Source organism: Caulobacter sp. DWR2-3-1b2 (assembly GCF_049896345.1).
Lineage (GTDB): Bacteria > Pseudomonadota > Alphaproteobacteria > Caulobacterales > Caulobacteraceae > Caulobacter.
Genome location: NZ_JAFCUC010000002.1, coordinates 130,070 through 155,869 on the forward strand (window position 1 = coordinate 130,070; position 25,800 = coordinate 155,869).

Here is a 25,800-nt window from a genome sequence, read left to right on the forward strand (position 1 = left end):
GGGAACTCAGGCGGCGGCGCGGCGGGCGGCGATCTCGGCGGCCAGGCGAATGGCGGCGATCAGGCTGTCGGCCCGGGCCAGGCCCCGACCGGCGATGTCGAAACCCGTACCATGGTCGGGCGAGGTGCGCACGATCGGCAGGCCCAGGGTGATGTTCACGCCGGCCCAGAAGTCGAGCATCTTGACCGGGATCAGGGCCTGGTCGTGATACATGCACAACACTGCGTCGTAGGTCGCGCGGGCCTCGGCGTGGAACAGGCTGTCGGCCGGGGCCGGTCCTCTGACGTCGATGCCCAGTTCGCGCAGCACGCGGACCGCCGGTTCGATGACCGCGGCCTCCTCGCCGCCCAAGGCGCCGCCTTCGCCCGCGTGAGGGTTCAGGGCCGCGACGGCAAGGCGCGGCGCCTGGATACCGAAATCCTTGCGCAAGGCCGCGACGGTGACCACGGCGGCGTTGACGATCAACTCGACAGTCAGCGCGGCGGGCACCGCAGACAGCGGCTTGTGGATGGTCACCAGAGTGGCGCGCAGGTCGCGGACGGCCAGCATCATGATCGGCCCGTGCGGCGGCTTCTGCTCGCCGACATGGGTCAGCTCGGCGAGGAATTCAGTGTGGCCCGGAAAGGCGAAGCCGGCGTCATAGAGCGGCGCCTTGGCGATCGGCGCGGTCACCAGGCCCGTTACCGCGCCCGACAGGGCCAAGCCGGCGCCGGTCTCGATCCAGCGGATGACCTGGGCGGCATGGGCGCTGGAGGGCTTGCCCGAGACCACGGGCGCCTGGAGCGGAATGTCGAGGACGGGAAGGGCCTGGGCGAACACCCGGACCGCCTCGGCGGGTCCGGTCACCGCACGGACCTTGACCCCGCCGCCGGCCGAGGCCAGCAGTTGAGCATCACCCACCACCATGAACGGCGGTCCATCCTGGCGCAGCGCCGCCCAGGCCTTGGCGATGATTTCCGGGCCGATGCCGGCCGGATCGCCTGCGCTCAGGGCGAGGGCGGCCGTCTTCACCGGGTCTCGATGGTGGCCTGATTGCGCAGGTCGCGCAGATAACGTTTGGAGATCAGCGCAAGCTGCTGACCGCGCAGACGATTTTCGATCTGATCGTGGGTCGGGGCCTGGGCGCCCGACTGGCGCTTGCCGCACACCGCGATCAGGTGCAGGCCGGCGTCGGTGCGGATCGGATCGGACAGTTGGCCAACCTTGAGCGTGGTGGCGGCCTGCTGGAAGGCGGGGGCCAGGTCGGCGATCTCGGCTTCGCCCAGGTCGCCGGCCACGACGCCCTCGACCTTGCCGGCCGTGGCTTCCAGGGTCTGGCAATTGGCGATCTGCGGCTTCAAGGCCATCAGGGTCCGGTTGGCGGCGTCGATCTGGTCCTGGGTGGCGTCCTTGGCCAGCGGAACGGCGATCTGCTTGAGATCGACCAGGGCCGCCTTCGCGCCCGAGCGCTTCTCACGCAGATAAATGATGTAGACGCCATCGCGCACCGGGATCGGGGCCGACATCTGACCGGGACGCAGCTGCTCGAGCGCGGCGTCGACCTCGGGCGGCATCTCGCCCGGGCTGATCCAGCCAGCGTCGCCGCCATTGGCCGCGGTCGGCGAGGCCGAGAACTGGCGGGCTACGGCCGGGAAAGGCGCGCCCTGCTGCATCTGGGTGACCAGTTGCTTGGCGCCGTTCTGCGCCGTCTCCATGCCGCCGACCCGGACGGCGTCGATGAACACTTCACTGACCTGATATTGTGGCTTGCTGGCGGCCTCGGCCTGACGGCGCTCGAAGGCCTTGATCTGGCCGTCGCCGATCCGCAGGCGCGAGCCGTAGCGACCGCTGATCCAGGCCTGCCAGCTGCTGTCAGCGCGGATCTGGGCTTTCCAGGTCTCCACGCCGACGCCCTGAGCCGCCAACTGCTGGGCCAGTTGGGCCCCGGTCATGTTGTTGCCCTTGGCGATGTCCTCGATCTGCTCGTCGACTTCCTTGTCGGTCGATATGATCGTGATCTTCTGCGCCTTCTCGACCCGATGCAGTTCCTGCATCTGGACGTGTTCGTCGATCAGGGAGCGCAAGGCTTCCTGCTCGAGCTGGGGCAGATTCTCCTGGGTCGGCTGCAGGCCCGAGGTCACCATCAGCAGACGCATGCGCTGCATCAGGTCGTAGCTGGAGACGATGTCGTCATTGACGACCGCCGCCACGCTCTCCGACAGCGGATTGACGGGCGGCGCGGGCGCGGCTTGAGTCGCAGGAGCCTGGACTGCGGGCACGGCGTCTTGCGCCAGGGCCGGCAGGCCGAGGCTCGCCACGGTCAAGGCGAGGATGGAAGCGGTGCAGACCGCCAGTTTCGTCACGCTACGCGCAGACCGCATCGGTATTGTCGTTCCTCTAGACGCGTCCAAAGGAAGGCGCGCGTTTTACCGCGCGTCCCCCGACGCGATGACGTTTAATTGGCTTTACCTTGTGTCGCCCAATGTGGCGAGCGTTAGGCGCAGCATGACGGATTCATCCGACTTCAGGCGCAGGCCCGTGGCCGTCTGAGTGTAGCGATCTTCGTTCTGATAGATCACATCGATACGGATGCAATCGTCTTTGTAGTAGACGCCCAGGTCGCGGCGGGTCCAAGACCACTGGCTTTCAGACTCGGGCTGACCAAAAGCGCGTGCGTCCTGATAAGACAGACGGCCCAGGGCTGTCACGCCCCAGTTCTTCCAAACTGTATAGTCAATATTGAAGTCCAGGTTCTCTTGGCGCAGGCCCGAGGTATCCCTGTTGTCACGCAGATAGCGGAGTGACGTGTAGCCACGCGCCGATGATGCGTCGATGCCGCCCTCGATGCGGTTGAGCTTTCCGGTGTCGTTGTCGAAGCGCGCGCGGCTGAAGGCCGTCACGCCCCGGATCGGCGTTATGCTGCCCGCGACGATCCAATCGGAGGCCTTCTGATCGAGCCCGGCGCGGGTAGGCAGCAGGGGATCGACCTTCGTCCGCAGGCTGCGACCGATCAGCAGATTGCCGCTGCGGCCGTCGGCGAGATCAACCGTGGCCCGGCCGCCAATGTTCATCCGCTTGCCGCCTTCATAGAGGTCGAAACCCGGCGACTTGTTGACGTCGAACAGGTTGGTCTCGTCGAGCTCGAAGTTGGTGCTGTCCTCGTTGAAATAGATCGGCGCACCCAAGGCGTCGCGAGCAACCACGATGGGAACCCGTGAGCTGTTGGATCCCGCAGCGAACTGAACCAGGGGTTCGAGGACTATGCTGCCGCCGCCTTTCAGGCTGCGGTACAACGGGAGACTCAGATCCAGGCCCGCCACGCCAAGGGCGCGGCGATAGTTGATGCTTGAAATGTCGCCGGCGACAAGCGCCGCGCTCGGCAGAAAGACGTCGCTGACCCGGTAGGCGTCGCCTCGCGCCTGGGCGAACGGCTGGATGCGCACGCCGGGGCCCGTCACAATGCTGGCCCGCCAGTCGCCTTGGAAAGAGCCGCGGATGCTATCTACGCCGTCTTGGCCTTTATAATCATTGCCGGGGGCGATGAAATTATAGGGCGGTTCGCCGAATTGCGACTCCGAGCGGGTCAGGGCCACGCCCGAGCCCTGCACCCGCAGGCGCCCGCCCAGGACGTGTGATTCAGGCTCCCAACGCCCCTCGATCAAGGGCCCGATCGTCGGGAAGGCTCCGCTGTTTTCGAACTTGTTGCCCAGACCTGTCGAAGGGTCCAGACCGCCCACGCGGAGGCCCTGCATCGAGATCACCGATGCGGAGAAATAGGACCGCTTGTCCTGGCGCTTCGTGTAAAGTTGCGACATCAGGCGATGGTCGTCGCCGGTGAACATGCCGCGCTGCTGGTAGACGTCGTTGACGTCGTAATCGTCGAAGATCAGCGGATCTGACGCCCGTTCGGCCGTGAAACCCCACTTCCACTTTTCGTCGACGTCGAACTGGCCCTTGGCCAGGATGTAGCTTTTGGCGGTCGCTTCGCCGAAGCGGTGGCCGTGATTGTCGAAGTCCTTTTCGTAGGTCCCACCGGCCCGAACCTCGACCGCGCCGGAATAGAAGCGCTTGCGATAATTCAGGTTCACGAAAGGGTTGATTTTCCCATTGATCTGAGGACTTACGATCAGATCCTGAGACGGCGACAGCACCAGGAGATAGGGCTGGGTATACGAAACGCCGCGCCGCTTGGAGACCCCGATCTTGGGCGTCAGAAAGCCCGAGCTACGCTCGGTCTGAGGATCGGGATGCCAGAACACCGGCAGGTACATGAGCGGTGCGCCGAACACCCGGATGGTCGCGCCATGATAATAGACCAGATGGCGGTTCTTATCCTGCACAACCTTGTCGGCCTCTATGCTCCAGGTAGGCTTCGGCTTGGCCGCGCATATCTCGCACGGGGTATAGATCGCCTTGTTGAGCTCGGTGATCTGCTCATTGCGACGAATGGCGGTGTCGGCGGCGATCTTGATGTTCTTGTCCAGGCGAGCCGAGAAGCCTTGGGCGAAGCCGGCCTTCAGTTCCTTGTCCATCGTCATGTCGTCGGCGAACTGGGCCGTGCCGTCGGCATTGATCAGAGTGACGTGGCCGTGGGCGGTCACCACCTCGGAATTGGTGTCGTAGACCACCTCGTCGGCGCGCAGCGTGCGGCCCTGGTAGCGCGCCTCGACGTCGCCCTTGGCGATCATCTTCTGATTGACGTCGTCGCGGATCAGGAGGTCGGACTCCAGATAGTAGCCGCCGTCCCCCAGGCCGTCGTCAACGGCTGGCGACGGCGCGGGCGCGGCGGGAATCGTGGCGAACGATTGCTGCGCGAACGCCGCGCCGGACAGCACCAGCCATGCGGCGCCAGCCAGCAGGACCGCGCGGCCCTTCTCGTTCGCCCCCCAGCGAAGCTCCATCATCAACGACCTCGATCCCGGTGACACAGACTCAACCATCCTCGGTATAGCAAAGCAGCGTCAAACCCGCCAAAAACGCGACCAAGGGCGGCGTCCAGGCGGCCATGGCGGGCGTCAACACAGCCGCCTTGCCCAAAGCGCCGCATAACTCGTTAAAGAAGAAGAAACCAAACCCCAAGGTCACGCCAGCGCCGGCCAGGCCCGCGAGACCACCCAGCCGCATCAACCGCAGCGAAAACGCGGCCGCCAGCACCGACATCGCCACGAACAGCAGCGGCGTGGCCAGCACCTGATGCAGGCGCAGGCGCAGCGAGACCGACGAGAAGCCGGCCGCATCGGTGCGCCTGATGGTCTCGGGCAGGCGCCATATGGCGATCGCCTGGGGGTTGTTGAACCGCTCGGAGGCCGAGCGGTCGTCGAGGTTCGACGGCACGGTCTGGCTGTCGGAACGGATAGCCCCCGTACCCGGCGCGGCCTCGCGCACGCCCGTCAGCTGCCAAAAACCGGGCTCGAGCTTGGCCTCTGCCGCTTCCATGCGCCGCGAGAACTGCAGACTGCCATTGGGCGCGATCTTGTAGATGAAGAACGACACGCCGCGCAGGCGCACGGCGCCGTCTGCGGCTTGGTCGCGGGCCCTGGCCCGTATGACGATCTGGGTCTTGTCGTCGCCCTGACGCAGCCACAGCCCCTTGGGCGCTGACTTCAGGTAGTTTTCCATCATCGCGTTGCGCGAGGTTTCGAATTGCGCGCTCATCGCCGAGGTCAGCGGATTGAGCAGGGTGACGGTCAGCAGGCCCATCACGAAGGCGGCGACGGCGGCGGGCATGATGAACCGCCAGGCCGAGACCCCCGCCGCGCGCATGGCGATCAACTCGCTGCGCCGGTTCAGGCCGACGAAGGCCGACAGCGTGCCAAACAGGAAGATGAACGGCGTCAACACCAGGATCGTCGCCGGGGCCTGCAGAACCGTCAGGAAAAGAAGCTGGACAAAACTGACATCGGCCCGGCTGCCGACGTTCTTGGAGATATCGACGAAGGCGATCAGCATCACCAGCGTGCCGACCACCGCCAGCGCGCCGGCCAGGGCGCCCAGGGTCTTTTTGAGCACATAGCGCTCGATGATCCCGACGCCGATCATCGCGCCCCCAAGGGTGTCATGAGGTCATGATGGCCGATGGCGATATAGCGATTGACCTTTTGGCGGAAAATTTGGGCCAATCCCCACCAGATGGCGCCCAGCGGCACGGCGTATTGCAGCAGATTGAGCCAGACGTCGTTGTCGCAGGCGGCCTTGACGCCAAAGCCCAGGATCTGGACCACGGCCGCCGCAGCGCCGACTGCGGCGATCCGCTTGCCATAGCCCATCCGGCTGAACGGCCCGCCGATCACCGCCGCCAGGGCCATGGACATCATGGCGAGGTTGTAGAGCGGGCTGGCCAGCCGCCAGTGGCCTTCCGACAGCAGCTTCACGCGGTTGTGCTGTTCCCACTCCTGGGTCAGGTCGGGGAAGAACAGCTCGTGCGGATAGCGGTCGCCGATCTTGTAGTGCAGCAGCTCGTCGCTCTGGAACAGCGCGCTGAGGTCAAAGGTGTATTCGTCCCAGGACAGGTATTGCAGCACGCCGGCGCTGGAGAATTCCTGATTGGAGCCCTTGCGCAGGATCAGCACCGGCAAGCCCTTGCGCTGGACGATCACGCCTTCGCGGGCCGTGTAGGTGATCGCGCCGCCGTTGGCCTTTTCCTGGTGGATGAACAGGTTGTGGATGACCTCGTCGCGGTCGATCGTCTGGGCGTAGACAGTCAAGCCGGGACCGGGCTCGGTGAACTCGCCCGGACGGACCAAGGTCGAGGCGAGATCGGACTTGATGTCGAAGAAGGTCTCGCGAATCGCCCGTGAGCTCCAGGGCGCGACCCATAGGCTCATGCCCAGCGAGATCAGGGTGGCCACTACGGCCAGGCGGACCGCCGGCGAAATCACCCGCCAGCGACTCATGCCGCCCGCGAAGCAGACGACGATTTCCTGCTCGGTGTGCAGCCGGTTCAGCGCCACCAGGGTGGCCACGAACAGCGCGATCGGCAGGATCATGCCCAGCAGCTGGGGCAGGGCCAGGGCGATGATCTTGAAGAACACCATCGCCGTCTGGCGCTGTTCGATCAGCACGTCGAATTCCGACAGGCTGCGGGCCAGCAAGGCGAGCGCGATCAAGGCCAACGTCGCCAGTAGCGTCGGACCGAGGAACTGGCGGAAAAGATAGCGTTCGATCAGGCGCATCGACGACGGATAACGGGGAAAGCGGAGTCGCGCGGCGAACCCCCGGAAGGGCTTCCTTCTACACGGCGTGTTCGCATGCGCACAACCGCTCAAGTCAGGCCGCAAAGTGGCCATCCCCAACATTGGGGGGAGAGCCTCGCCGCCGACCTCGTCGATTGGTCCTTTTCTTCGTGTCTGGTTTGCGCCAATCCAACGGGTGGAAGGTCCTCCAAGGGCTCCACAGGTTTGCAGGAGCGCGTCATGCGTATCGAGTTCGTCCCCGCCGACACCCTGGCCGGCGCCAACGCCGCCCTCGCGGTCCTGGCCTATGAGGCCGCCGCCCTGTCGCCCGAGGCCAAGGCCGTCAACGAGGCCAGCCACGGCGCCCTGGCGCGCGCCGTGGCCGGCGGCCGGTTCACCGGCGCCAAGGGCCAGAGCCTCGACCTCGTCGCGCCCGCCGGCCTGGAGGCCGCGCGCGTTGTGTTGATCGGCGTCGACGGCGACGGCGCGGTCGAGCCGGAGACGATCGAACTCGCCGCCGCCCATGCCTTCAAGGCCGTGGCGACCTCGGGAGTCACTGAACTGGTCTTGAAGCTGGGCAACGACGCCGAGACCGCCGCCCGCGCCGCCTTCGGCGTCAAGCTGGCGGCCTACCGGTTCGACAGATACCGCACCACCGAGAAGGCCGAGAAGAAGCCCTCGGTGACCGTGGTCAAGATCGCCGCCGCCGACCCCGCCAAGGCTCAGAAGGCCTTCGTCGCTCTGGAAGCCGTGGCCGACGGCATACTGTTCGCGCGCGACCTGGTGTCCGAGCCGGCCAATATCCTGCATCCCGAGGAATTCGCGGCCCGCGTCAAGGGTCTCGAGCGACTGGGCCTGGAGGTCGAGATCCTCGGCGAGGCGCAGATGGCCGAGCTGGGCATGGGATCCTTGCTCGGCGTCGGCCAGGGCAGCGTCCGCGAGAGCCAGCTGGCGGTGATCAAGTGGTACGGCGCGGCCGACAAGTCGGCCCAGCCCATCGCCTTCGTCGGCAAGGGCGTCTGTTTCGACACCGGCGGCATCTCGATCAAGGGCGCCGAGGGCATGGAGGACATGAAGTGGGACATGGGCGGCGCCGCTGCGGTGTCCGGCCTCATGCACGCCTTGGCCGGCCGCAAGGCCAGGGTCAACGCCATTGGCATACTGGGCCTGGTCGAGAACATGCCCGACGGCAACGCCCAGCGTCCTGGCGATGTGGTCACCTCGATGAGCGGCCAGACGATCGAGGTCATCAATACCGACGCCGAGGGCCGCCTCGTGCTGGCCGACGCGCTCTGGTACTGCCAGGAGCGCTTCAAGCCAAAGTTCATGATCGACCTGGCCACCCTGACCGGGGCGATCATCATTTCTCTGGGTCATGACTTGGGCGGTTTGTTCAGCAATAACGACGGCTTGTCGGAAAAACTTCTGGCCGCCGGCAAGGCCGAGCGCGAGCCGCTGTGGCGCATGCCGATGCCCGCCGCCTATGAGAAGCAGATCGAGAGCCCGATCGCCGACCTGAAGAACATCGGGGGACGCCCGGCCGGTTCCATAACCGCGGCCCTGTTCCTGCAGAAGTTCGTCAACGGTGTGCCGTGGGCGCATCTGGACATCGCCTCGGTGGCCTGGCGCAAGCCCTCGACCGATCCGACCGTGCCGGACGGCGCCGTCGGCTTCGGCGTTCGGCTGCTGAACCGGCTGGTCGCGGACGCCTACGAGGCCTAGCCCCTTGACCGCCGCGCCCTGCGACATCTGGTTCTACCACCTGGAGCGCACCGCGACGGAGCAGGTGCTGCCCGAGCTGCTGGAAAAGACCCTGGGGCGCGGCTGGCGGGCGCTGGTGCGCGGTGGCGATCCGGCGCGGTTGCGGGCGCTGGACGCTCACCTGTGGACCTTCAGGGACGACAGCTTCCTGCCCCACGGGCTGGACGACGAGCCGATGGCCGACCGCCAGCCGGTGCTGCTGACCGACAAGCTCGACAACCCGAACGGTGGTCAGGCGTTGTTCCTGCTCGACGGCGCCGAGCCAGGCGATCTGACGGGGTTCGAGCGGTGTATCCTGCTATTCGACGGCCGCGACGAGGAAGCCCTGCGTTTGGCGCGGGGTCGATGGAAAGCTTTCAAGGGCGCGGGCCACCCCGTGTCCTACTGGCGCCAAGGCGCCGAACGGGGATGGGAGAAACAGGCATGAAGCGTTTCCTGCTGGCGGGCGCCGTCTTGGTGCTGGCCTCGTGCTCCAGCGCGCCCGAACCTGCGCCGATGCCGCCGCCGTCTACGCCGACCGCCCCGCCGGCCATCGCCTTGCCCGCGGGCCCGACGGCCGAGAAGGACCAGTGCGGCGTCAAGGAGGCCCAGGCCTTCGTTGGCAAGAACCGCACGTCGCTGCCCGCGCCGGTCGATCCCTCGCGCTGGCGCGTGGCCTGCACCACCTGCCCAGTGACCATGGACTACCGCGCCGACCGGCTGAACATCCTGTTCAATCCCGACACCGGCGTGGTGCAGCAGGTGAAGTGCGGCTAGAGCGTTTCCCGACCTGACTGCGTCAGGCCGTGAGCTCTAATCTTTTGTTTTGGCGCATTTTTCTTCACGCGAACCGGAACCACTTCGCTCGAAAAATGCTCTGGGCCGCGCCGTCTAGTGATGATGGGCGGCGGCGACGTCCAATTCCCGCAACCGCCGCCGCCAACGGGGGTCGCGCTCTTCCGTCAAGCCGAAAATCTGCAGGAACCCGACCACCGCCATCGGCGGTGGCGGAGCGCGGGGCGCGGCTAGCACGGCCAGCGGCGCGGGCGGCGCCGTGGCCTGAACCATCAGCGGCGCCACCATCCAGCGCTCTGGCCAGGCCATGACTTCAACGCCGGGATGAGCGCGCAGGTGAGGACAGTGCTCCAGCGAGCGCTTGACGCAGGCGTCGTGCAGCGGGGCAATCGAGCCGGCGTCGATCATGATCTGATCGTTGGGCAGGGCGGCCGGCAAGGCCCCGTCCAGACCCTTGGCGCGCAGCAGGCCGGCAGGGACCCGCTTGGCGATCTGGGTCCAGCGGTCGCCGGACGCCGTGGGCTGGCCACACATCGGGCACAGCATCTTGGCGACCGTCTCGCGCTGGCGGCGAAAGTGGTTCATCGAATATTGCGGTCGGCCCAGGCCGGGCCGCTCGGCCTGGCAAATGGCCAGGCGGCCGCCGATGCTGGGGCAGGGGCGAACGCCCAGGTCTTCCTCGTCGCTCCAACTGGTCACCCAAGGCACATCGACCCCGACCTTCAACCTGGATTCTTGAGCGGGCATGGAGCGTCTCGTCACGAACGGTCCAGCCATTATCGACCAGGTTCGGTGCGGACGTAAGCCCTTGACGCGCTAACGGGTTCCGACGCCCGGGAACAAGGCCGGCTCGCCATCGAACACGCCCAGATAACCCAGCTCGCCCAGCAGCGGCGTGACCGTGTCGGCATAGTCGCCAGAGGGCTGCGAGGCGTGGAGGGGCAGGGTCGCAGGGCGGCCGGTTTGATCCTGCAGGCGATAAACGGTCCACTGCTTGCCCTTGGGCGCCGGGGCGCCGGCGCTCAGATAGCGGTGCTCCCAACCCACCAGGGCTGGCTTGCGACCGATCTCGACATCGAACGGCCGGTCCCTGAACGCCAGGTCCATGTCCAGCCGCATGGCCTCGGCCAGCCGCTGATCCAGCCATTCGCCGAACGCCAGAAGCACCGACGCGGCCGACAGGCCTTCGGGGTTGGCGACGATGTGGTTACGGGAGGCGGGTCCTGAGCTCATGGGAACAGGGGTAGCGGCATCCTGTCACAGAAGGCCTAAAGGACGTGGTTTAACGGTGTTTACCACATTGAGTTGAACCCTCTCCCCTCTGGGAGAGGGTTTCTTTCTTCTATCGCCCTAGGCCTGCGCCTCGGCCAGTTCTTCGGCCAGGCCCATCCAGGTCGCCTCGGCGTCCGTCAGCTTGGTCTTCGCCGCATCCAGCCGCTTGGTGAGCTCGGCGACCTTGGCCGGGTTCTTGTAGAGTTGTGGGTCGGCCAGTTGCGCCTCGAGCTCGCCGAGCTGGCGCGTGGTACGGGTGACGACCTGTTCGGCGGCTTCGATCTTGCGCTTCAGCGGTTCGATGGCGACGGTCTTCTTGGCGGGCGTCGCGGCGGCGGCGGGCGCAGCCTTGGCCTCCTCGCGGGCCACTTGGCTGGGCTTCACCGACTGCTTGGCGCGATCGAGCACGAACTTGGCGTATTCGTCCATGTCGCCGTCGAAGGGCTTCACGGTGCCATCGGCGGCCAGCCACAGGCGGTCGGCGACCAGCTCCATCAAGGATCGGTCGTGGGTGATCAGGATCACCGCGCCCTCGTAGTCGTTCAAGGCGTCCAGCAGGGCGCGGCGGCTGTCGATGTCCAGGTGGTTGGTCGGTTCATCGAGGATCAGCATGTGCGGCGCGTCCATCGCCACCATGTTGAGGAGCAGCCGGGCCCGCTCGCCGCCCGACAGGTTGGCCACCGTGGTCTCCTGCTTCTCGAAGCCGAGGCCAAACTGGGCCAGTTTCGAGCGGCGCGAGCTTTCCGAGGCGTCCGGCAAGGCCCGGCGGATGATCTCCAGCGGGGTGTCGTCGGGGTCCATCGCCTCGATCTGGTGCTGGTGGAACCAGCCGACCTTCATCTTGCGGTCGCGGTGAAGTTCGCCCGACTGAATCTTCAGCGCCCCGGCGATCATCTTGGCGAAGGTCGACTTGCCCGCGCCATTGACGCCCAGCAGGCCGATCCGGTCGTCCAGATCCATGCGCAGGTTGAGGTTCTTGAGGATCGGACGCTCGGCCTCGTAGCCGACATAGGCATGTTCCAGCCGGATCAGCGGCGGAGCCAGAGGGCGGGGCGGCGAGGGCAGGGTGAAGGGCGCGACGCGCTCCTCGATCGTGGTGGCCACCGGCTGCATCTTGGCCAGGCGCTTCATGCGAGACTGCGCCTGGGCAGCCTTGGAGGCCTTGGCTTTGAAGCGGTCGACGAAGGCTTGCAGGTGGGCGCGCTCGGCGTCCTGCTTGGCCTTGGCCGACAACTGCAGACGAGCCTTCTCGGCGCGGCGTTCCTCGAAGTCGTCGTAGCCGCCGGTGTAGAGCTCCAGCTTGCCGCCAGCCAGGTGCAGCATGTGGGTGCAGCTGTTGTTGAGCAGCTCGCGGTCGTGGCTGACGATCAGGGCGGTATGCGGGTACTTCTGGAGCCTGGCTTCAAGCCACAGGGCGCCTTCCAGGTCGAGATAGTTGGTCGGCTCATCCAGCAGCAGCATGTCGGGCTCGGCGAACAGCGCCGCGGCCAGGGCCACGCGCATGCGCCAGCCGCCGGAGAACTCGGCCATCGGCCGGGCCAGGTCTTCTTGGGAAAAGCCCAGGCCTACCAGGATTTCCGAAGCCTTGGCGGGCGCGGCGTCGGCGTCGATCTCAATCAACCGGGCCCAGATCTCGCCCATGTCCTCGGGTTCGGCGGTGTCCAGGCTGGTCAACAGCTTGTGGCGCTCCTCGTCGGCCTCCAGCACGGTCTCCAGCAGGGTGAAGGGGGTGGCCGGGTGCTCCTGGTCGACGGAGCCGATCCGCGCGCTCTTGGGCAGGCTGATCTCGTCCTCGCTGGCCTGCAGCTGGCCGAGGATCAGCTTGAACAGCGTGGACTTGCCCACGCCGTTGCGCCCGATCAGGCCAACCTTGGCGCCGGGGGGCAGACTCACGCTGGCGTGGTCGAAGAACTTCCGACCCCAGGCGATGAAGGTCAGGTCTTTGATCTGGAGCATATGATTTGAAGGTACGCGGCGGGTTGGCGGGGAGGGAGCGCCCGGCTATAAGCCCGCAACCTCCCAATCCACAAACTTTCTGTGTGAGATAATTCGGACCATGACCGAACGCACCTTCTCGATCATCAAGCCTGACGCCACGCGTCGCAACCTGACGGGCAAGATCAACGCCGTCATCGAAGAGGCCGGTCTGCGCATCGTGGCCCAGCGCCGCGTCAAGCTGACCGACGCTCAAGCCAAGACGTTTTATGAAGTCCACGCCGAGCGCCCGTTCTACGGCGAACTGGTCGAGCAGATGACCGCCGAGCCGGTCGTCGTCCAGGTGCTGGAAGGCGAAAACGCCGTCCTGAAGTACCGCGAAGTGATGGGCGCGACCAACCCGGACAATGCCGACGAAGGCACGATCCGCAAGCTGTTCGCCCTGTCGATCGGCGAGAACTCGGTCCACGGCTCGGACAGCCAGGAGAACGCGGCGATCGAGATTGCCCAGTTCTTCAAGGACGAAGACATCGTCGGCTAAGGCTTTCAGCCTCGGCGAGGTTCGCCGGTCCAAGCGATACTGGAAAGCGGCGCGGCCTATGGTCGCGCCGCTTTTCGTATGCGCGCACACACGCGGTCGCGTATAAAAGTCGCCTCTCGCTCTCCCGCGCCGTTTGGGGAGCGTGAAGGCGGAGAGTAGACACGTGAGTGAAAACAGCGAGCAGATGGATCATCTGCTCAACACGCCCGATCTCGCCAACGTGCTGGAGAGTGACGGCTTCCGGCAATTTCTGGATCAGGCGCCGATCGCGATCGCCGTCTCCGAATTGCACCCTGTCGAACGCATCGTCTATGCGAATCTGGAGTTCGAGCGGCTGAGTAGCCACTTGAGCGCGGACCTCGAAGGCAAGTCCTGGGGCGCCTTGCTGGGGCGCTCGGCGAAATCGGACGACGACGACGCGCTCGGTAGAGCTGTGGTCGAGGATCAGGACTATATCGGCGTCTTTTCGTTCACCCACGGCGATGGCGGGCAGGCCGTCGACGCTTGGTCGAACATCATCCTGGACGACTCCGGTGCCCCGGTGTTTCGCATGCTGGCGCTGGTGGCCGCCACCGGCCGCGATTCCATCGAACAGCGCATACTCGACAAGGATGTCTTGCTGCGCGAACTGCAGCATCGGGTAGCCAATAATCTGCAAATGATCACGGCGCTGATCCGCATCGAGGCGCGCAATGCGCCCGAGGACGCCCAGGACGAGCGCTTCAGCCGGCTCGCGGGCCGCGTCGAAGCGTTGGGCCTGCTCTACCGCGCCCTGTCAGAGGAAGGTTTGGCGGAGACCGTCGATCTGGGGGTGTATCTCAGCGAGATCGCCTCGGCGGTGATGCGGGCGCACGCGGTCGAAGGCATCCATCTGGACCTCCAGGTCGACACCTGGCCAGTCTCGATCAACGTCGCGATGCCGACGGGCCTCGTTGTCAATGAACTGCTGACCAACGCGCTGAAGCACGCTTTCAAGAACCGCGACGGCGGCACGATCAGCTTGCACAGTCTCGTGGACCACGAAGGATGCAGGGTGGTGGTCTCCGACGACGGCGATGGCTTGGAGCCGGGCTATGTCTGGCCTCGGCCTGGCAAGCTCAGCAACATGATCGTTCAGTCCTTGCGCCAGAACGCGAACGCTCGGGTCGAGGTTGACGCCGCGCCCAACGGCGGCATGCGCGTCACCATGGTGTTCAGCCGAGCCGACGCCTTGCCAGCGATGGCCACCGCGACGGCTTCCGCCAGCCCGTCCCGATCACGGGACTAGACGCCGGCAAGATCCCGGCAGAAGGCCGCCAGGACCGCCACATAGAGCCGATGCTCCTGCTCCAGCACCCGGTCGCTGAGGCTATGCTCGGTGTCGCCCGGCAGGATCGACACGCGGGCCTGGCCCAGGACGGGACCCTCGTCGACGCCGGCGGTGACCAGATGGACCGTGCAGCCGGCCTCGACCTCGCCGGCCTGAAGGGCGCGGCCGTGCGTGTCCAGGCCGGGATATTTCGGCAGCAGGGAGGGGTGGATGTTGAGCATTCTGCCTTCCCAGGCGTTCACGAGGAACGGGGTCAGGATGCGCATGTAGCCGGCCAGGGCCACGACCTGGATCCTGCGCGCACGCAAGACGGCGTTGATGGCGCGTTCGTGCGCCTCGCGATTCTTGGCAAACTCGCGCTGATCGATGGCGATCGCCTCGACGCCGGCCGCCTGGGCCGTGGCCAGTCCGCCAGCCTCGGGCTTGTTGGACACCACCAGGACGATCTCGAACGGACAGGCGGGGTCCCGGGCGGCGCGGACCAGGGCCTCCATGTTGGACCCTCGGCCGGAGATCAGGACGGCGACCTTGGTTTTCGTCATCAGTGTGTCCCAATCCTTCTCCCCTTGGGGGAGAAGGAAGCTAGGCTTGAACAAGCTGCCCGCAGACAAACGCGTCCTCGTCCGCGTTGAGCAACGCCGCCAGCACCGGCTCGGCGTCGGACGCGGCGACGATCAGGATGAAGCCCACCCCGCAGTTGAAGGTCCGGCGCAGCTCATGATCTGAAATGCCGCCCTCGCGCTGCAGCCAGTCGAAGACCGGCGGCAGGGGCCAGGCGCTCCAGTCGAACAGCGGGACCAGGCCCTCGGCGATACAGCGCGGCGGGTTCTCGATCAGGCCACCGCCGGTGATGTGGGCGCCGCCCTTGACCCGGCCCGACTGCAGCAGGGGCAGGATCGACTTCACATAGATGCGGGTCGGGGCCATCAGGGCCTCGGCCAGGGTCTTGCCCTCCTCGCCAGGAACGGGGAACGGGCAGGGCGCGTCCCAGGCCAGGCCCGAGCGCTCGACCACCCGGCGCACCAGGCTGTAGCCGTTGGAGTGCGGGCCCGACGAGCCGATGCCGATGATCAGGTCGCCGGCCCGTTGCTTGTCCAGCTTGGGCAACACGTCGTCGCGATCGACCGCCCCCACCGAGAAGCCGGCCAGGTCATATTCGCCGTCGCTGTACATGCCCGGCATCTCCGCCGTTTCGCCGCCCACCAGGGCCGCGCCGGCTAGCTTGCAGCCCTCGGCGATGCCGGCCACCACGCTCTTGGCGACCTCGAGGTCCAGCTTGCCGGTGGCGTAGTAGTCGAGGAACAGCAGAGGCTCGGCGCCTTGGGCCAGCAGGTCGTTGACGCACATGGCCACCAGGTCGATCCCGACCGTGGCGTGCATCTTGGCGTCGATGGCGATGCGCAGCTTGGTGCCGACCCCGTCGGTGGTGGAGACCAGCAGCGGGTCGTCATAGCCGGCGGCCCTGAGGTCGAACAGCGCGCCAAAACCGCCCAGGCTCCCGTCGGCGCCGGGCCGGCGGGTGGCCTTGGCCAGGGGCTTGATGGCCTCGACCAGGGCAGCGCCTGCGTCGATGTCCACGCCGGCCTGGGCGTAGGTTAGGCCGTTCTGCTGGTCGCTCATGGGTTCGCTCTGGGTCGAGGTTGGCCCAAAGGGCCAATTTGGAAAGGAATATTGCCGCTCACCCCAAGCTTGTGCTTGCAGACTCGGGGGTGCGCGAGGCTATTAGCAGCCGATGACGACGATCACCACCACCGCCGCGCTGGCGGAGTTCTGTAATGAGTTGAAGGGCGCCCCCTTCATCGCCGTGGACACCGAGTTCATGCGCGAAACCACCTACTGGCCCAAGCTGTGCTTGATCCAGGTGGCCTCTCCGGAAACCGAGGCGTGTATCGACCCGCTGGCCGAGGGCCTTGACCTCTCGCCCTTGCTCGACATCCTGCGCGATCCCGCAGTGATGAAGGTCTTCCACGCGGCCCGCCAGGACGTCGAGATCTTCAACAATCTGGGCGCCATGCCCACGCCGCTGTTCGACACTCAGGTGGCTGGCATGGCTGCGGGCTTTGGCGAGCAGATCGCCTATGACGCCCTGGTGCGCCAGATGCTGAAGATCGAGCTCGACAAGTCCAGCCGCTTCACCGACTGGGCCCGGCGTCCACTGAGCGACGCCCAGCTGACCTATGCCGTCGCCGACGTGACGCACCTGGCCACCCTGTTCCCGATCCTGCGCGACCGCCTCGACAATGCCGGCCGCCTGGCCTGGGTTGAAGAGGAGATGAAGGCGCTGAACGATCCGGCGGCCTATGACGTCGATCCCGAAAAAGCCTGGCGTCGCCTGCGTCCGCGCAAGACCGCCCCGAAATATCTCGCCGTGTTCAAGGCCGTCGCGGCCTGGCGCGAGCGCACCGCCCAGACCCGCGACCAGCCGCGCGGCCGGATCCTGAAGGATGAGGCCATCGACGAACTGGCCACCCAGGCCCCGACCTCGCTGGAGGGGCTCAATACCCTGCGCAGCGTACCCAAGGGTTTTGGCGGCTCCAAGTTCGGCCCCGACCTGCTGGCCGCGATCAAGGCGGCCCTGGCCGATCCCGAGGGCTACGCTCCGGTTCTCGACAAGGCCGGCCCGCCGCCGCCCGCCTCGGCCGGCGCCGTCGTCGAACTGCTGAAGGTTCTGCTGAAGGCCCGAGCCGAGGAAGCCGGCGTGGCCTCCAAGCTGATCGCCACCGTCTCGGACCTGGAAAAGATCGCCGCCGACGACGAGGCCAACACCCCGGCCCTGCAAGGCTGGCGGCTGGAGGCCTTTGGGTCCGACGCCCTGAAGATCAAACGCGGCGAACTGGCCCTGGTGCTGGACGGCGCGCGCGTGCGGGTCGTGGAAGTGCGCCGGGCGCCGAAAGCGGACCTGTAAGCCTTCGCTGAGTCGTATTTACCACAGCCCTTCACGCCGCCTTCATTGGCCCGGCGCGAGGGTGCTGATGCAATGAAGATTTCTCAGATTTCGTCGGCGGGCGCGGGTCAGCCCGCCGCTATCGATTTCCCGGGCGGCGCGTGGGCGGCCGCCGCTGCGCTCAATGACACGACCGGCGCGGCCAGCCTTGACCAACAGCTGGGCGCCTATCACGCGCTGTCGAACCGCTGGGCGGCAGCGAGCCATGGCGAGCGCGCGGCCCTGGGCCAGGCTCTCACCGAGTCGCCCTTCGCCAAGACCGTGCAGTCGGCTCTCAACACTTTCACCCGCGCCGCCTGGGCCGGGTCCGGCGCCGCGCCGCCTGCGCCGCAGCGGCAGGCCAAGGCTGCGTTCGAGGGCCTGTCGGAAACCGACCAGACGATCGTCGCGTCTCTGCAGGTCGGCGTGCAAGGCTCGCCCCCGCCCGCCTCGGTGGACGACTATCGCGCGCGGCTGCAGAGCGACCTCGACGCCGCCCAGACGACCGACGCACGCCCGCAGGACACCGTCACGCTATCGGCCGAGGCCCTGGCGCGCCTGGCCGGCGGGAACGCGGCGGACCCGACTCCGGTCCCCGCAGACGCCACGCCGGAAATGGCCGTGGCGCTCGCGGCCTACGGCAAGGCCGCGCGCTAGGCGTCGATCCGCCCTGGCCGGCGAGACCCCTACAGCGCCAGGATCTTCAGCTTCATCCCCAGCAGCGTCGCCAGGGTGTTGGCCCGCTTGGCGGTCTGTTCGCCCAGCAGCAGGTCGGCATAGCCGGGCTCGGCGGCCAAGGTCAGGTCGCCCCGGTGGATCGTCAGGCGCGATCGGGCCAGCAAGGGGGCGCTGCGGCCCGACAGGTCGCAGCCCAGGCGGATGGCCGCGCCCAAGGCTCTGGCGCGCTTCAGGCGAACCGGCGAAAGCAGGCGCTCCAGCACGCCTATCTCCGGCGGGTTGAAGGCCGTGGCGTGGCGGGCGAAGGCGGCGGCGGCCAGGAAGGCGCGCTCGGCGTGGGTCTGGCCGGCGATCGGCGCGCGCAGCACCTGCTCGAACACCAGGTCGGCGCGGTGGTCCGGGTGGAGGCGCGCGCCCAGGTCGGCCAGGCGGCAGGCCGATGAGATCAGAACCCGGTCGCGCACGTCGCCAAAACACGGCGGCAGCGCGGCGAGGGCGGGGGACAGCCAAGTATCCAGCGCCGCGCCCAGCTCGTCGGCCAGGCCCTGCCGAGCGCCCAGCGAAGCGCAGCCTTCGATCAGAGGGTCTAGCCGGCGCACGCCGGGCGGCATGGCCTCGAACAGCAGGCCCTCGCGTACGCCATAGGCGGAGATTTCGATGTGCTTGAAATCCAGGCTCTCGATCAGTTGCTCCAGCACCACGGCGGCATAGGGCAGGGTTTCCGAGCGCTTCTTGCTCATGCCCTCGATGCGGTCGAGCGAGCTGCGCGACTGGTGCGCGACCAGGCGGGCGGCGTCGAGCGCCTCGCTGCGGCTGATGCTGTACTGGTGGACCATGTGCAGCGGATAGTCGCTAAGCCGCATGTGCAGCAAGGCGAGGTTTCGCCAGGCGCCGCCGACCGCGTGGAAGGTGTCGGTCTTGAAGGCCTGGGCCACCGGGGCCAGGCGCTGGGCGGTCAGCTTGCGCACCCGCTCCAGGTCGAAGCCGTCGCTGAGGCCCAGGCTGAACGGGCCCAGCGGCAGGGTGACGCCCAGACCCGCGCCGGTCGGCTCCAGCCGGATCAGCTCCAGGCTGGCGCCGCCCAGGTCGCCGACCACGCCGGTGGCGTCGGGGGCGCCCGCCAGCACGCCCAGGGCGGCGTAGCGGGCCTCTTCCTCGCCCGACAGCACCCGCATGGTCAGGCCCGTCTCGGCCTGGACCAGCCCGACGAAGGCCGCGCCGTCCTTGGCCTCGCGCACGGCGGCGGTGGCGACGACGAAGGTCTCGGCGGGCTTGACGGCTTCGAGCACGGCGCGGAAGCGCTTCAGCGCCGCGAGGGTCTGTGCCATGCCCTCGGGGTGCAGCCGGCCGCCGACGCCCAGGTCACGGCCCAGCCCCGCCAACACCTTCTCGTTGAAGACGGTCCAGATGGCGCGGCCTTCCAGTCGATACACCACCAGGCGCACCGAGTTGGACCCGATATCGATAACGGCCGCGTCGCGCGGCGCCGCAAAAGGCATGGGAGGGGTTTAGCCTATTGGACGGGGAGGGAAAGGTGGCATGGGCAAAAAGCTCGCGCCGCTCCCCAGGGGATCGACGACTAGGACGCGGGGGGCTTGGCGGTCTTGAACGGAACCAGCGGCACGGGATCGTTCAAGGTTTTTCGGCAGGCCCGCAAACGCCAGCCGGCCTCGCCCTTCTGGTAATAACAGGCGCCGAAGCTGGTCGGGTGACCGTTCGCCCGCCGTCCGCCCTTGGTCATGGCGTAGCCGTGGTCGGGGCTGATCAGCAGATGCTCGATCGGCTTGGCGCGGACTGGGCAGCGGCCCCAGGAGTGACCGTGGCTCAAGACCTGCCAGCCGGGCCCGTAGATCGCCCCCGACTTGAACAGGGCGCGCTCACCCGCCTTGGCCCAGGCCAGGTCATAGGCGTCGCCGACCTGGCTGTCGCCGGGCACGCCGGGCAGGGCGAAGATCGCGCAAATCCGCGCCTGCTCGGCGGGCTTGGGTCCGCAGGAGGCGAGGGTCAGGGCGGCGAGGACAACGAGAACTCGCCTCAAGAACGGCGCGGTCCGACGTGGTCGAAGGCCTGCGGCAGGTCCTTCACCTTGTGGCCGCGGCCCGACAGGCTGGGATTGGTCATGAAATACTCGTGGGCCGAGAAGGCGCCCTTGCGATCCCAGGCGGGGTCGCGGGTGTAACGTCCTTCAGCATCGAGGGTCCAGCTCTGGGCCTCGTCATTGAGGTTGGCGACCATGATCTGGTTGAGGATCTGCTGGTGCACGGTGGGGTTCTCGACCGGCACCAGGCTCTCGACCCGGCGGTCCAGGTTACGCGGCATCCAGTCGGCCGAGCTGATGAACACCCGGGTCTGCGGGCTGGGCATGGCCCCGCCATTGGCGAAGGCGACGATGCGGCTGTGCTCCAGGAAGCGGCCGACGATGCTCTTGACACGGATGTTCTCCGACAGACCCTTGATGCCCGGCCGCAGGCAGCAGATGCCGCGCACCACCAGGTCGATCTGCACCCCGGCCTGGCTGGCGCTGTAGAGGGCGTCGATGATCTGCGGATCGACCACGGCGTTCATCTTGGCCCAGATCGCCGCCGGCCTGCCTTCGCGAGCGTTGTGGGCCTCGTGGGCGATCATTCGCAGCAAATCCGGCTTCAGCGTCTCGGGCGAGAAGCTTAGCTTCTCCAGCCCGTGCGGCTGGGCGTAGCCGGTGATGAAGTTGAACAGCTTGCCGCCGTCGCGCCCCAGGGCCGGGTCGCAGGTGAACAGCGAAAGGTCGGTATAGACCCGCGCCGTCTGCGGATGGTAATTGCCGGTGCCGAAGTGGCAATAGGTGCGCAGGGCGTCGCCCTCGCGCCGCACCACCACCGACAGCTTGGCGTGGGTCTTCCAGTCGACGAAGCCGAACACCACGTGCACGCCGGCCCGCTCCAGGTCGCGCGCCCATTTCAGGTTATTCTCTTCGTCAAACCGCGCCTTGATCTCGACCAGGGCCGTGACGTTCTTGCCGTTGTCGGCCGCCTCGATCAGGGCCGCGACGATCGGACTGTCCTTGGACGTCCGGTACAGGGTCTGCTTGATGGCCAGCACGCTAGGATCGCGGGCCGCCTGGCGGATGAACTGCACCACCACGTCGAAGCTCTCGAACGGGTGGTGAACCAGGATGTCCTTCTCGCGGATCGCCGCGAAACAGTCGCCGCCATGGTCGCGCACGCGCTCGGGGAAGCGGGCGTTGTAGGGCTTGAACTTCAGGTCCGGACGGTCGGGCGGGATCAGTTCGGCCATCTGGGCCAGGCCCAGCTTGCCGTCGACCATGATCACGTCCTCGGGCGCGGCGCGCAGGCCCTCGATGATGAAGTCGCGCAAGTCTTCGGGCATGGTGGTCTGGATCTTGACCCGCACCACGCGCCCCAGCCGCCGCTTCTTCAGTCGCGCCTCGAACTCGCGCACCAGGTCCTCGGCCTCTTCCTCGATTTCCAGGTCGCTGTCGCGGATCAGGCGGAACAGGCCCCGACCCTCGACCTCGTAGCCGGGGAACAGGTGACCCAGGAACAGGATGATGAAGCTTTCCAGGGCCACGATCCGCCGCTCGCGCTTGCGGGTCTTGGTCCCGGCCGCCTGGCTCAGCTCCCAGAACCGCTGCACCTGGCTGGGCACCGGCACCAAAGCATAGAGGTGCTTGTCGTCGGCGATCCGCCGCAGCTTGAGCGCAAGGCAAAAGCCGAGGTTGGGGATGAACGGGAACGGGTGGGCCGGGTCGATGGCCAGGGGCGTCAGCACCGGGAACATCCGCGACAGGAACAGCTCCTCGGCCCGCTCCCGGTCGGCGTCCTCGATGTCCTTGGCGTCCAGCAGCTTGAGACCCTCGTCCCACAGCTGGATGCGCAGGTCGCGCCAAATCCGCTGGTGCTCGGCCATCAGCTCGGCGGCCGCGGTGTTGATCCGCGACAGCTGCTCGCCCGGCGTCAGCCCGTCCTGGCTGACCACCCGCACGCCCTCGCGCACCTGGCCCTTCAGGCCGGCCACCCGGACCATGTAGAACTCGTCCAGGTTATTGGCCGAGATCGACAGGAACCGCAGCCGCTCCAGCAGCGGATGGCGGCGATTGGCGCTCTCCTCCAGCACCCGCTCATTGAAGGCCAGCCACGAGGTCTCGCGGTTGAAGAACCGCTCGGGTGAGGCCAGCAGATCCTCGTCCAGCCGCAACCCCGCGAGGTCCGGCGCGGCCGGGGTCGGCGCGGCGGGCAGGTCGAGGGCGACGGCGTCGGTCATGGGGGGCTCCGGTTACTGTGTACAGAGTGAAGGAGGGTGGTGACAGGAGCAAGACATTGGCGACGGTGGCTCACCCGCTTGCCCCCTACGGACCGCTTCGCGGTCGTCTTCCCCCATAGGGGGAAGAGCTCAGTCGCCGGCGCCGTACTTAAGGCTCCGCCCCCTGTGGGGGCGGACAGACCGCGAAGCGGTCAGGTGGGGGCAAGTGAGTGAGCCTCAGTCCTCGTCACCCGGAACATCCCCAAAATCCAGCACCGCCAGCGCCAGCGCCTTGTTCACCTCACGCCCCTGATCACTGGCCGCCTCGTCCAACGCCGCCACCGCCGCCAGGGCCGCCGGCGCGGAGCGGGGCAGTCTCGCCATCAGATACGGATAAAGATCCGCCGCTGGCCGGATGCCCGCCGCCTCGAAGCCGCGCCGCAGCACCGCCGCCAGCACCAGGTCGTCGGGTTCCTCGATCCGGGCCACGCTCAGCGCGTTGAGCCGCGAGCGCAGGTCGGGCACGCCGGCCTCCCAGGCCACGGGCGCCAGGCGGCCGGTCAGGAGCAAGCTGCCGCCGTCGACCCCGGCCATGTTGATCAGGTGGAACAGGGTCTCGTCGTCGACCAGGTCGCCCTCCGCCCGGCGATCGACATCCTCGACCAGCAACGGCCGGCCGCGCAGGGCCGCCAGGTCGAGCGGCTCGCCGCCCCCGATGGTGTTTGGGGAGGCCGCCGCGATCACCACGGCCCCGCAGCGCCGCGCCCAGTCGCGCGCCAGGTGCGTCTTGCCCGTCCCCGCCGGCCCCACCAGGGCCAGCCGCCCCTCGGGCCAGCCCGGCCAGCCGTCCAGCGCCGCCAGGGCCTGGCCATTGGTCGGCGACGCCGCGAACGACTCCCGGTCCCAGCGAGGCGGGGCGGTCAGCGGCAGTCGCAACTGTCGGGGCAAGGCGGCGTCCGGTTGGGGTTTACTCTGGTGGCGGACATATAGGGCGCGTTGTCGGGGAGGGCGAGGTGCGGGGGTGGTTTGGCTGGGGATGAGGGGCGGGGAGGTGTGGATGGGAGGGAGATTAACATCATCAGCGCTGGAGTAAGACCGCGCCCTCGCCTAGGTTGTGTAGCTCACAGAGCCTATAAGTCGGGCCATATGGAACGGCGGAATTCGCATATTATGTGGCGAAAGAAGAAAACTAAATTGGGGAAGAGATGCCTGCACCTGTACTTGCTATTTTGAACATGAAGGGCGGGGTCGGAAAGACAACAATTTCCGCTCATATGCCGCGTGAAATATTTACTGCCAAAGGAAAGTCTATACTTCTGGTTGATCTTGACCCTCAGTACAATCTAAGCCAGCAATTGCTCGAACCTAGCAGCTATGATGCAGCAATAGGTAAGGGAATGTCAGCCCTAAGGATGTTTGAGCCTGCGCCTGTTTCAGACTTTTTCGACATAAACGTAAACGGCAATGATCCACCTCCGACCAAAGATATATCAGTTATGTTGAGATATTTTATTCAGAAGCCAGAAATTACTATATCAATAGTTCCTGGAACATTTGAGCTGACAAAATATAGTTTTATAGCAGATCATGCCAAATTGGGTCACGCCAGAGAGTATTTTAAACGCGCCATTAGTGCCGCTCGGAATCACTTTGACCTCGTTGTCCTTGACATGAATCCGAGCTCTTCATTTTTGACCTTTTGTGGGCTGTCCGTAGCGACCGACATCCTCTCTCCGGTCCGCCCGGACAAATTTTCTGTTTTAGGGCTGGAGCTTGTCAAGAAGCTGATCGATCATCCGTCGGTTGGTGGAAAGCCCAACATGCATATCGTAATGAATGGCGTGAAGCGGTCAGAGGGAATTACGCAGACAGAAAAAGATATCAGAAGTGCGGAGTTCTTCAAAGACAGGCTTCTTGCAAGTCGCGTCTATCATTCTGGCGTACTATCTGCGAGGGCAGATTATACGGGATTTATCCAGGATAGGAAGGTTTCAAATAAGAAATTGGTCAGCTCTGATCTTAGATCGGTTGGATTAGAGATTGCTGGAAGGATAGGGCTATGATTCAAAGTCCTCTAGAAAGATTACTTGTTCTGGCTGCAGCGTCCGAGATGAGCGCGTCAGAATTCAAAAATGTGGTGAGCATTGTTCAATCTGTTCCAGCGGCAGATATTGAGAGCCTGTATAGGCAAATCAGAAATAGAATTCGACACCTAGACATTATACTTGAAGATGATGATAGAGGGCTCTCTCATATCTCGCCGATCAGCCGCGATATCGTTGAACTTATTCGCGATGCTGCGATTCCTCCACGCGAAGCGGCTGAGCGGATACGATTTGAGCTTCTCAATGCCGAGATGGAGGGTAGCGGCAAAATTACTCCCTTCAACCAGAAGGAGGGGCTAGCTCGCTGGCTGGAACGGGTAAGCAAGGCTGTGGGAGGCGGAGCATTACTCAATGCCGCTATCGCTGCGCTAGACTCCGCAGATCGGAATGAGCGCGGTTGGACCCTTAATAGGTCATGACCGTCTTTTCTGAAATCGCCGCCCGAGTTGCCGCAAATTTGGAGGGACTGGAGGACGCGCTGGGTGAATTTTCCGCAAGCCTTCCCCTTTCCAAAGAGTGGATCCAGAGGGAGGTGCCTCTCGCTTCTTCAAATCCTGCAAACCCTCTATTGAGCGGAACGAAGATTGCGCTTCTTGAAGCCGGCGCCGCCTGGGCGATTGGTGCCAACCGCGGAGCAGCGTCATCGATTAGGGCTTACATAGAAAATGCCTTTGCATGGCTTTATTACAAAGACCACCCAGTTGAGTTCCGTGTAGTTGACATCGGCCGATCCGAACTGACCATGCCTAAGGGGGTGCAATCATACTTAAAGCAAGTCGATGGTGGATTTGAAAAATCCTATTCGGTTTTGGCGAAATGCTCAATGCGAGGAATGGAAAATGAATATTTCTATTCTAACGTTTCGCAATTTCTTCATGCTCACCCCGCATTTTCGTCACTGGCAATAAAGATTGAAGAATATGCGATCTCATCGCCTAGAGATATGTCGTTCTTGAAAATATGTAGGAACGTAGACGAGTTCATTTCGGACAATTTTACAGCTTATTACAGATCATCTTGGGATGATGTTCCCGGAATAGTTCAAAAAGACGTCAGCAGTCGTTTGGATAAGAAATTAAAGGAATTTTTATCGATCGTTTAGGGGGGGGCAG

At 65.5% G+C, this 25,800-nt stretch carries 24 protein-coding genes; 10 read left to right on the forward strand and 14 right to left on the reverse strand.

Annotated features, from left to right (window positions below; all coding sequences use genetic code 11):
• Window positions 1–6 precede the first annotated feature (6 nt).
• The 5 genes from pdxA to lptF form a co-directional block, all read right to left on the reverse strand.
• The gene (gene pdxA, locus ACP694_RS06965; RefSeq protein ID WP_426011410.1) at window positions 7–1,011 is read right to left on the reverse strand and encodes a 4-hydroxythreonine-4-phosphate dehydrogenase PdxA; all 1,005 of its coding nucleotides are present in this window, start codon (window positions 1,009–1,011) and stop codon (window positions 7–9) included.
• Window positions 1,008–2,360 carry a peptidylprolyl isomerase gene (locus ACP694_RS06970; protein WP_426011411.1) on the reverse strand — a complete coding sequence of 451 codons (1,353 nt, stop codon included), beginning with the start codon at window positions 2,358–2,360 and terminating at the stop codon, window positions 1,008–1,010. Before ACP694_RS06970 ends, pdxA begins: the two co-directional genes overlap by 4 nt.
• Before the next feature lie 84 nt (window positions 2,361–2,444).
• Entirely contained in the window at window positions 2,445–4,883 is a 2,439-nt protein-coding gene (locus ACP694_RS06975) for an LPS-assembly protein LptD (protein WP_426011412.1), read from the reverse strand.
• Between the two features lie 28 nt (window positions 4,884–4,911).
• Window positions 4,912–6,018, reverse strand: coding sequence for an LPS export ABC transporter permease LptG (gene lptG, locus ACP694_RS06980; RefSeq protein ID WP_426011413.1), 1,107 nt, complete (start codon window positions 6,016–6,018; stop codon window positions 4,912–4,914).
• Window positions 6,015–7,151 carry an LPS export ABC transporter permease LptF gene (gene lptF, locus ACP694_RS06985; RefSeq protein ID WP_426011414.1) on the reverse strand — a complete coding sequence of 379 codons (1,137 nt, stop codon included), beginning with the start codon at window positions 7,149–7,151 and terminating at the stop codon, window positions 6,015–6,017. Before lptF ends, lptG begins: the two co-directional genes overlap by 4 nt.
• 240 nt (window positions 7,152–7,391) lie before the next feature.
• Between lptF and ACP694_RS06990 the strand changes: the two genes are divergently transcribed.
• From ACP694_RS06990 to ACP694_RS07000, 3 genes are read left to right on the forward strand one after another with little or no spacing between them, the layout of a single operon-like run.
• Window positions 7,392–8,873, forward strand: a complete 1,482-nt coding sequence (locus tag ACP694_RS06990) for a leucyl aminopeptidase (protein WP_426011415.1) — start codon at window positions 7,392–7,394, stop codon at window positions 8,871–8,873.
• 4 nt (window positions 8,874–8,877) lie between these two features.
• The gene (locus ACP694_RS06995; protein ID WP_426011416.1) at window positions 8,878–9,339 is read left to right on the forward strand and encodes a DNA polymerase III subunit chi; all 462 of its coding nucleotides are present in this window, start codon (window positions 8,878–8,880) and stop codon (window positions 9,337–9,339) included.
• Window positions 9,336–9,668: a peptidase inhibitor I78 gene (locus ACP694_RS07000; RefSeq protein WP_426011417.1), complete on the forward strand. Its 333-nt coding sequence runs from the start codon at window positions 9,336–9,338 to the stop codon at window positions 9,666–9,668. Before ACP694_RS06995 ends, ACP694_RS07000 begins: the two co-directional genes overlap by 4 nt.
• Window positions 9,669–9,782: 114 nt before the next feature.
• Here the strand turns inward: ACP694_RS07000 and ACP694_RS07005 are convergent, their stop codons facing one another.
• The 3 genes from ACP694_RS07005 to ACP694_RS07015 all read right to left on the reverse strand — a co-directional run bounded on the left by ACP694_RS07005 (window position 9,783) and on the right by ACP694_RS07015 (window position 12,914).
• The gene (locus ACP694_RS07005) at window positions 9,783–10,433 is read right to left on the reverse strand and encodes a hypothetical protein (RefSeq protein WP_426011418.1); all 651 of its coding nucleotides are present in this window, start codon (window positions 10,431–10,433) and stop codon (window positions 9,783–9,785) included.
• A gap of 69 nt (window positions 10,434–10,502) precedes the next feature.
• Window positions 10,503–10,919, reverse strand: a complete 417-nt coding sequence (locus ACP694_RS07010) for a hypothetical protein (RefSeq protein WP_426011419.1) — start codon at window positions 10,917–10,919, stop codon at window positions 10,503–10,505.
• Window positions 10,920–11,036: 117 nt separating this feature from the next.
• Window positions 11,037–12,914, reverse strand: a complete 1,878-nt coding sequence (locus ACP694_RS07015) for an ABC-F family ATP-binding cassette domain-containing protein (protein WP_426011420.1) — start codon at window positions 12,912–12,914, stop codon at window positions 11,037–11,039.
• Between the two features lie 100 nt (window positions 12,915–13,014).
• On the opposite strand from ACP694_RS07015, the gene ndk reads away from it, so the two are divergent.
• Window positions 13,015–13,434, forward strand: a complete 420-nt coding sequence (gene ndk, locus ACP694_RS07020) for a nucleoside-diphosphate kinase (protein ID WP_426011421.1) — start codon at window positions 13,015–13,017, stop codon at window positions 13,432–13,434.
• Between the two features lie 163 nt (window positions 13,435–13,597).
• On the forward strand, window positions 13,598–14,701 hold the full coding sequence (locus ACP694_RS07025; protein WP_426011422.1) for a sensor histidine kinase: 1,104 nt from the start codon (window positions 13,598–13,600) through the stop codon (window positions 14,699–14,701).
• Here the strand turns inward: ACP694_RS07025 and purN are convergent.
• Both purN and purM read right to left on the reverse strand, forming a co-directional pair.
• Window positions 14,698–15,285: a phosphoribosylglycinamide formyltransferase gene (gene purN, locus ACP694_RS07030; RefSeq protein ID WP_426011423.1), complete on the reverse strand. Its 588-nt coding sequence runs from the start codon at window positions 15,283–15,285 to the stop codon at window positions 14,698–14,700. The genes ACP694_RS07025 and purN overlap by 4 nt on opposite strands.
• Window positions 15,286–15,325: 40 nt before the next feature.
• Entirely contained in the window at window positions 15,326–16,363 is a 1,038-nt protein-coding gene (gene purM, locus ACP694_RS07035) for a phosphoribosylformylglycinamidine cyclo-ligase (protein ID WP_426011424.1), read from the reverse strand.
• 112 nt (window positions 16,364–16,475) lie between these two features.
• Between purM and rnd the strand changes: the two genes are divergently transcribed.
• The gene (gene rnd / locus ACP694_RS07040) at window positions 16,476–17,648 is read left to right on the forward strand and encodes a ribonuclease D (RefSeq protein WP_426011425.1); all 1,173 of its coding nucleotides are present in this window, start codon (window positions 16,476–16,478) and stop codon (window positions 17,646–17,648) included.
• A 72-nt stretch (window positions 17,649–17,720) separates the two neighbouring features.
• Complete coding sequence (locus ACP694_RS07045; protein ID WP_426011426.1) at window positions 17,721–18,323, forward strand: hypothetical protein; 603 nt, start codon at window positions 17,721–17,723, stop codon at window positions 18,321–18,323.
• A 29-nt stretch (window positions 18,324–18,352) separates the two neighbouring features.
• Here ACP694_RS07045 and ACP694_RS07050 read toward each other — a convergent pair whose 3' ends face one another.
• From ACP694_RS07050 to ACP694_RS07065, 4 genes are all read right to left on the reverse strand, one after another.
• On the reverse strand, window positions 18,353–19,843 hold the full coding sequence (locus ACP694_RS07050; protein ID WP_426011427.1) for a Ppx/GppA family phosphatase: 1,491 nt from the start codon (window positions 19,841–19,843) through the stop codon (window positions 18,353–18,355).
• 80 nt (window positions 19,844–19,923) lie between these two features.
• Window positions 19,924–20,382 (reverse strand): hypothetical protein, encoded by a 459-nt coding sequence (locus ACP694_RS07055; RefSeq protein ID WP_426011428.1) that lies wholly within the window; start codon window positions 20,380–20,382, stop codon window positions 19,924–19,926.
• Complete coding sequence (locus tag ACP694_RS07060) at window positions 20,379–22,604, reverse strand: RNA degradosome polyphosphate kinase (RefSeq protein WP_426011429.1); 2,226 nt, start codon at window positions 22,602–22,604, stop codon at window positions 20,379–20,381. The genes ACP694_RS07055 and ACP694_RS07060 overlap by 4 nt, the downstream gene beginning before the upstream one ends.
• A 216-nt stretch (window positions 22,605–22,820) precedes the next feature.
• A complete protein-coding gene (locus tag ACP694_RS07065; protein WP_426011430.1) occupies window positions 22,821–23,531 on the reverse strand; it encodes a chromosomal replication initiator DnaA in 711 nt (236 codons plus the stop codon).
• 257 nt (window positions 23,532–23,788) lie between these two features.
• Here ACP694_RS07065 and ACP694_RS07070 point away from each other — a divergent pair, with 257 nt between their 5' ends.
• The 3 genes from ACP694_RS07070 to ACP694_RS07080 are packed head-to-tail and all read left to right on the forward strand — an operon-like array spanning window position 23,789 to window position 25,790.
• Complete coding sequence (locus ACP694_RS07070) at window positions 23,789–24,646, forward strand: ParA family protein (RefSeq protein WP_426011431.1); 858 nt, start codon at window positions 23,789–23,791, stop codon at window positions 24,644–24,646.
• On the forward strand, window positions 24,643–25,107 hold the full coding sequence (locus ACP694_RS07075; protein ID WP_426011432.1) for a hypothetical protein: 465 nt from the start codon (window positions 24,643–24,645) through the stop codon (window positions 25,105–25,107). The genes ACP694_RS07070 and ACP694_RS07075 overlap by 4 nt, the downstream gene beginning before the upstream one ends.
• Window positions 25,104–25,790, forward strand: coding sequence for a hypothetical protein (locus ACP694_RS07080; RefSeq protein ID WP_426011433.1), 687 nt, complete (start codon window positions 25,104–25,106; stop codon window positions 25,788–25,790). The genes ACP694_RS07075 and ACP694_RS07080 overlap by 4 nt, the downstream gene beginning before the upstream one ends.
• The last annotated feature ends 10 nt before the right edge of the window (window positions 25,791–25,800 follow it).

What these genes read in the sequence shown, in the direction of transcription:
- ACP694_RS07045 (WP_426011426.1), top strand. Translation starts at nt 17,721, where the DNA reads ATGAAGATTTCTCAGATTTCGTCGGCGGGCGCGGGTCAGCCCGCCGCT.
- ACP694_RS06970 (WP_426011411.1), bottom strand. Translation starts at nt 2,360, where the DNA reads ATGCGGTCTGCGCGTAGCGTGACGAAACTGGCGGTCTGCACCGCTTCC.
- lptF (WP_426011414.1), bottom strand. Translation starts at nt 7,151, where the DNA reads ATGCGCCTGATCGAACGCTATCTTTTCCGCCAGTTCCTCGGTCCGACG.
- ACP694_RS06975 (WP_426011412.1), bottom strand. Translation starts at nt 4,883, where the DNA reads ATGATGGAGCTTCGCTGGGGGGCGAACGAGAAGGGCCGCGCGGTCCTG.
- ACP694_RS07010 (WP_426011419.1), bottom strand. Translation starts at nt 10,919, where the DNA reads ATGAGCTCAGGACCCGCCTCCCGTAACCACATCGTCGCCAACCCCGAA.
- purM (WP_426011424.1), bottom strand. Translation starts at nt 16,363, where the DNA reads ATGAGCGACCAGCAGAACGGCCTAACCTACGCCCAGGCCGGCGTGGAC.
- ndk (WP_426011421.1), top strand. Translation starts at nt 13,015, where the DNA reads ATGACCGAACGCACCTTCTCGATCATCAAGCCTGACGCCACGCGTCGC.
- lptG (WP_426011413.1), bottom strand. Translation starts at nt 6,018, where the DNA reads ATGATCGGCGTCGGGATCATCGAGCGCTATGTGCTCAAAAAGACCCTG.
- ACP694_RS07015 (WP_426011420.1), bottom strand. Translation starts at nt 12,914, where the DNA reads ATGCTCCAGATCAAAGACCTGACCTTCATCGCCTGGGGTCGGAAGTTC.
- ACP694_RS07080 (WP_426011433.1), top strand. Translation starts at nt 25,104, where the DNA reads ATGACCGTCTTTTCTGAAATCGCCGCCCGAGTTGCCGCAAATTTGGAG.
- ACP694_RS07070 (WP_426011431.1), top strand. Translation starts at nt 23,789, where the DNA reads ATGCCTGCACCTGTACTTGCTATTTTGAACATGAAGGGCGGGGTCGGA.
- ACP694_RS07000 (WP_426011417.1), top strand. Translation starts at nt 9,336, where the DNA reads ATGAAGCGTTTCCTGCTGGCGGGCGCCGTCTTGGTGCTGGCCTCGTGC.
- ACP694_RS06990 (WP_426011415.1), top strand. Translation starts at nt 7,392, where the DNA reads ATGCGTATCGAGTTCGTCCCCGCCGACACCCTGGCCGGCGCCAACGCC.
- ACP694_RS07075 (WP_426011432.1), top strand. Translation starts at nt 24,643, where the DNA reads ATGATTCAAAGTCCTCTAGAAAGATTACTTGTTCTGGCTGCAGCGTCC.
- ACP694_RS07050 (WP_426011427.1), bottom strand. Translation starts at nt 19,843, where the DNA reads ATGCCTTTTGCGGCGCCGCGCGACGCGGCCGTTATCGATATCGGGTCC.
- rnd (WP_426011425.1), top strand. Translation starts at nt 16,476, where the DNA reads ATGACGACGATCACCACCACCGCCGCGCTGGCGGAGTTCTGTAATGAG.
- ACP694_RS07060 (WP_426011429.1), bottom strand. Translation starts at nt 22,604, where the DNA reads ATGACCGACGCCGTCGCCCTCGACCTGCCCGCCGCGCCGACCCCGGCC.
- purN (WP_426011423.1), bottom strand. Translation starts at nt 15,285, where the DNA reads ATGACGAAAACCAAGGTCGCCGTCCTGATCTCCGGCCGAGGGTCCAAC.
- ACP694_RS07005 (WP_426011418.1), bottom strand. Translation starts at nt 10,433, where the DNA reads ATGCCCGCTCAAGAATCCAGGTTGAAGGTCGGGGTCGATGTGCCTTGG.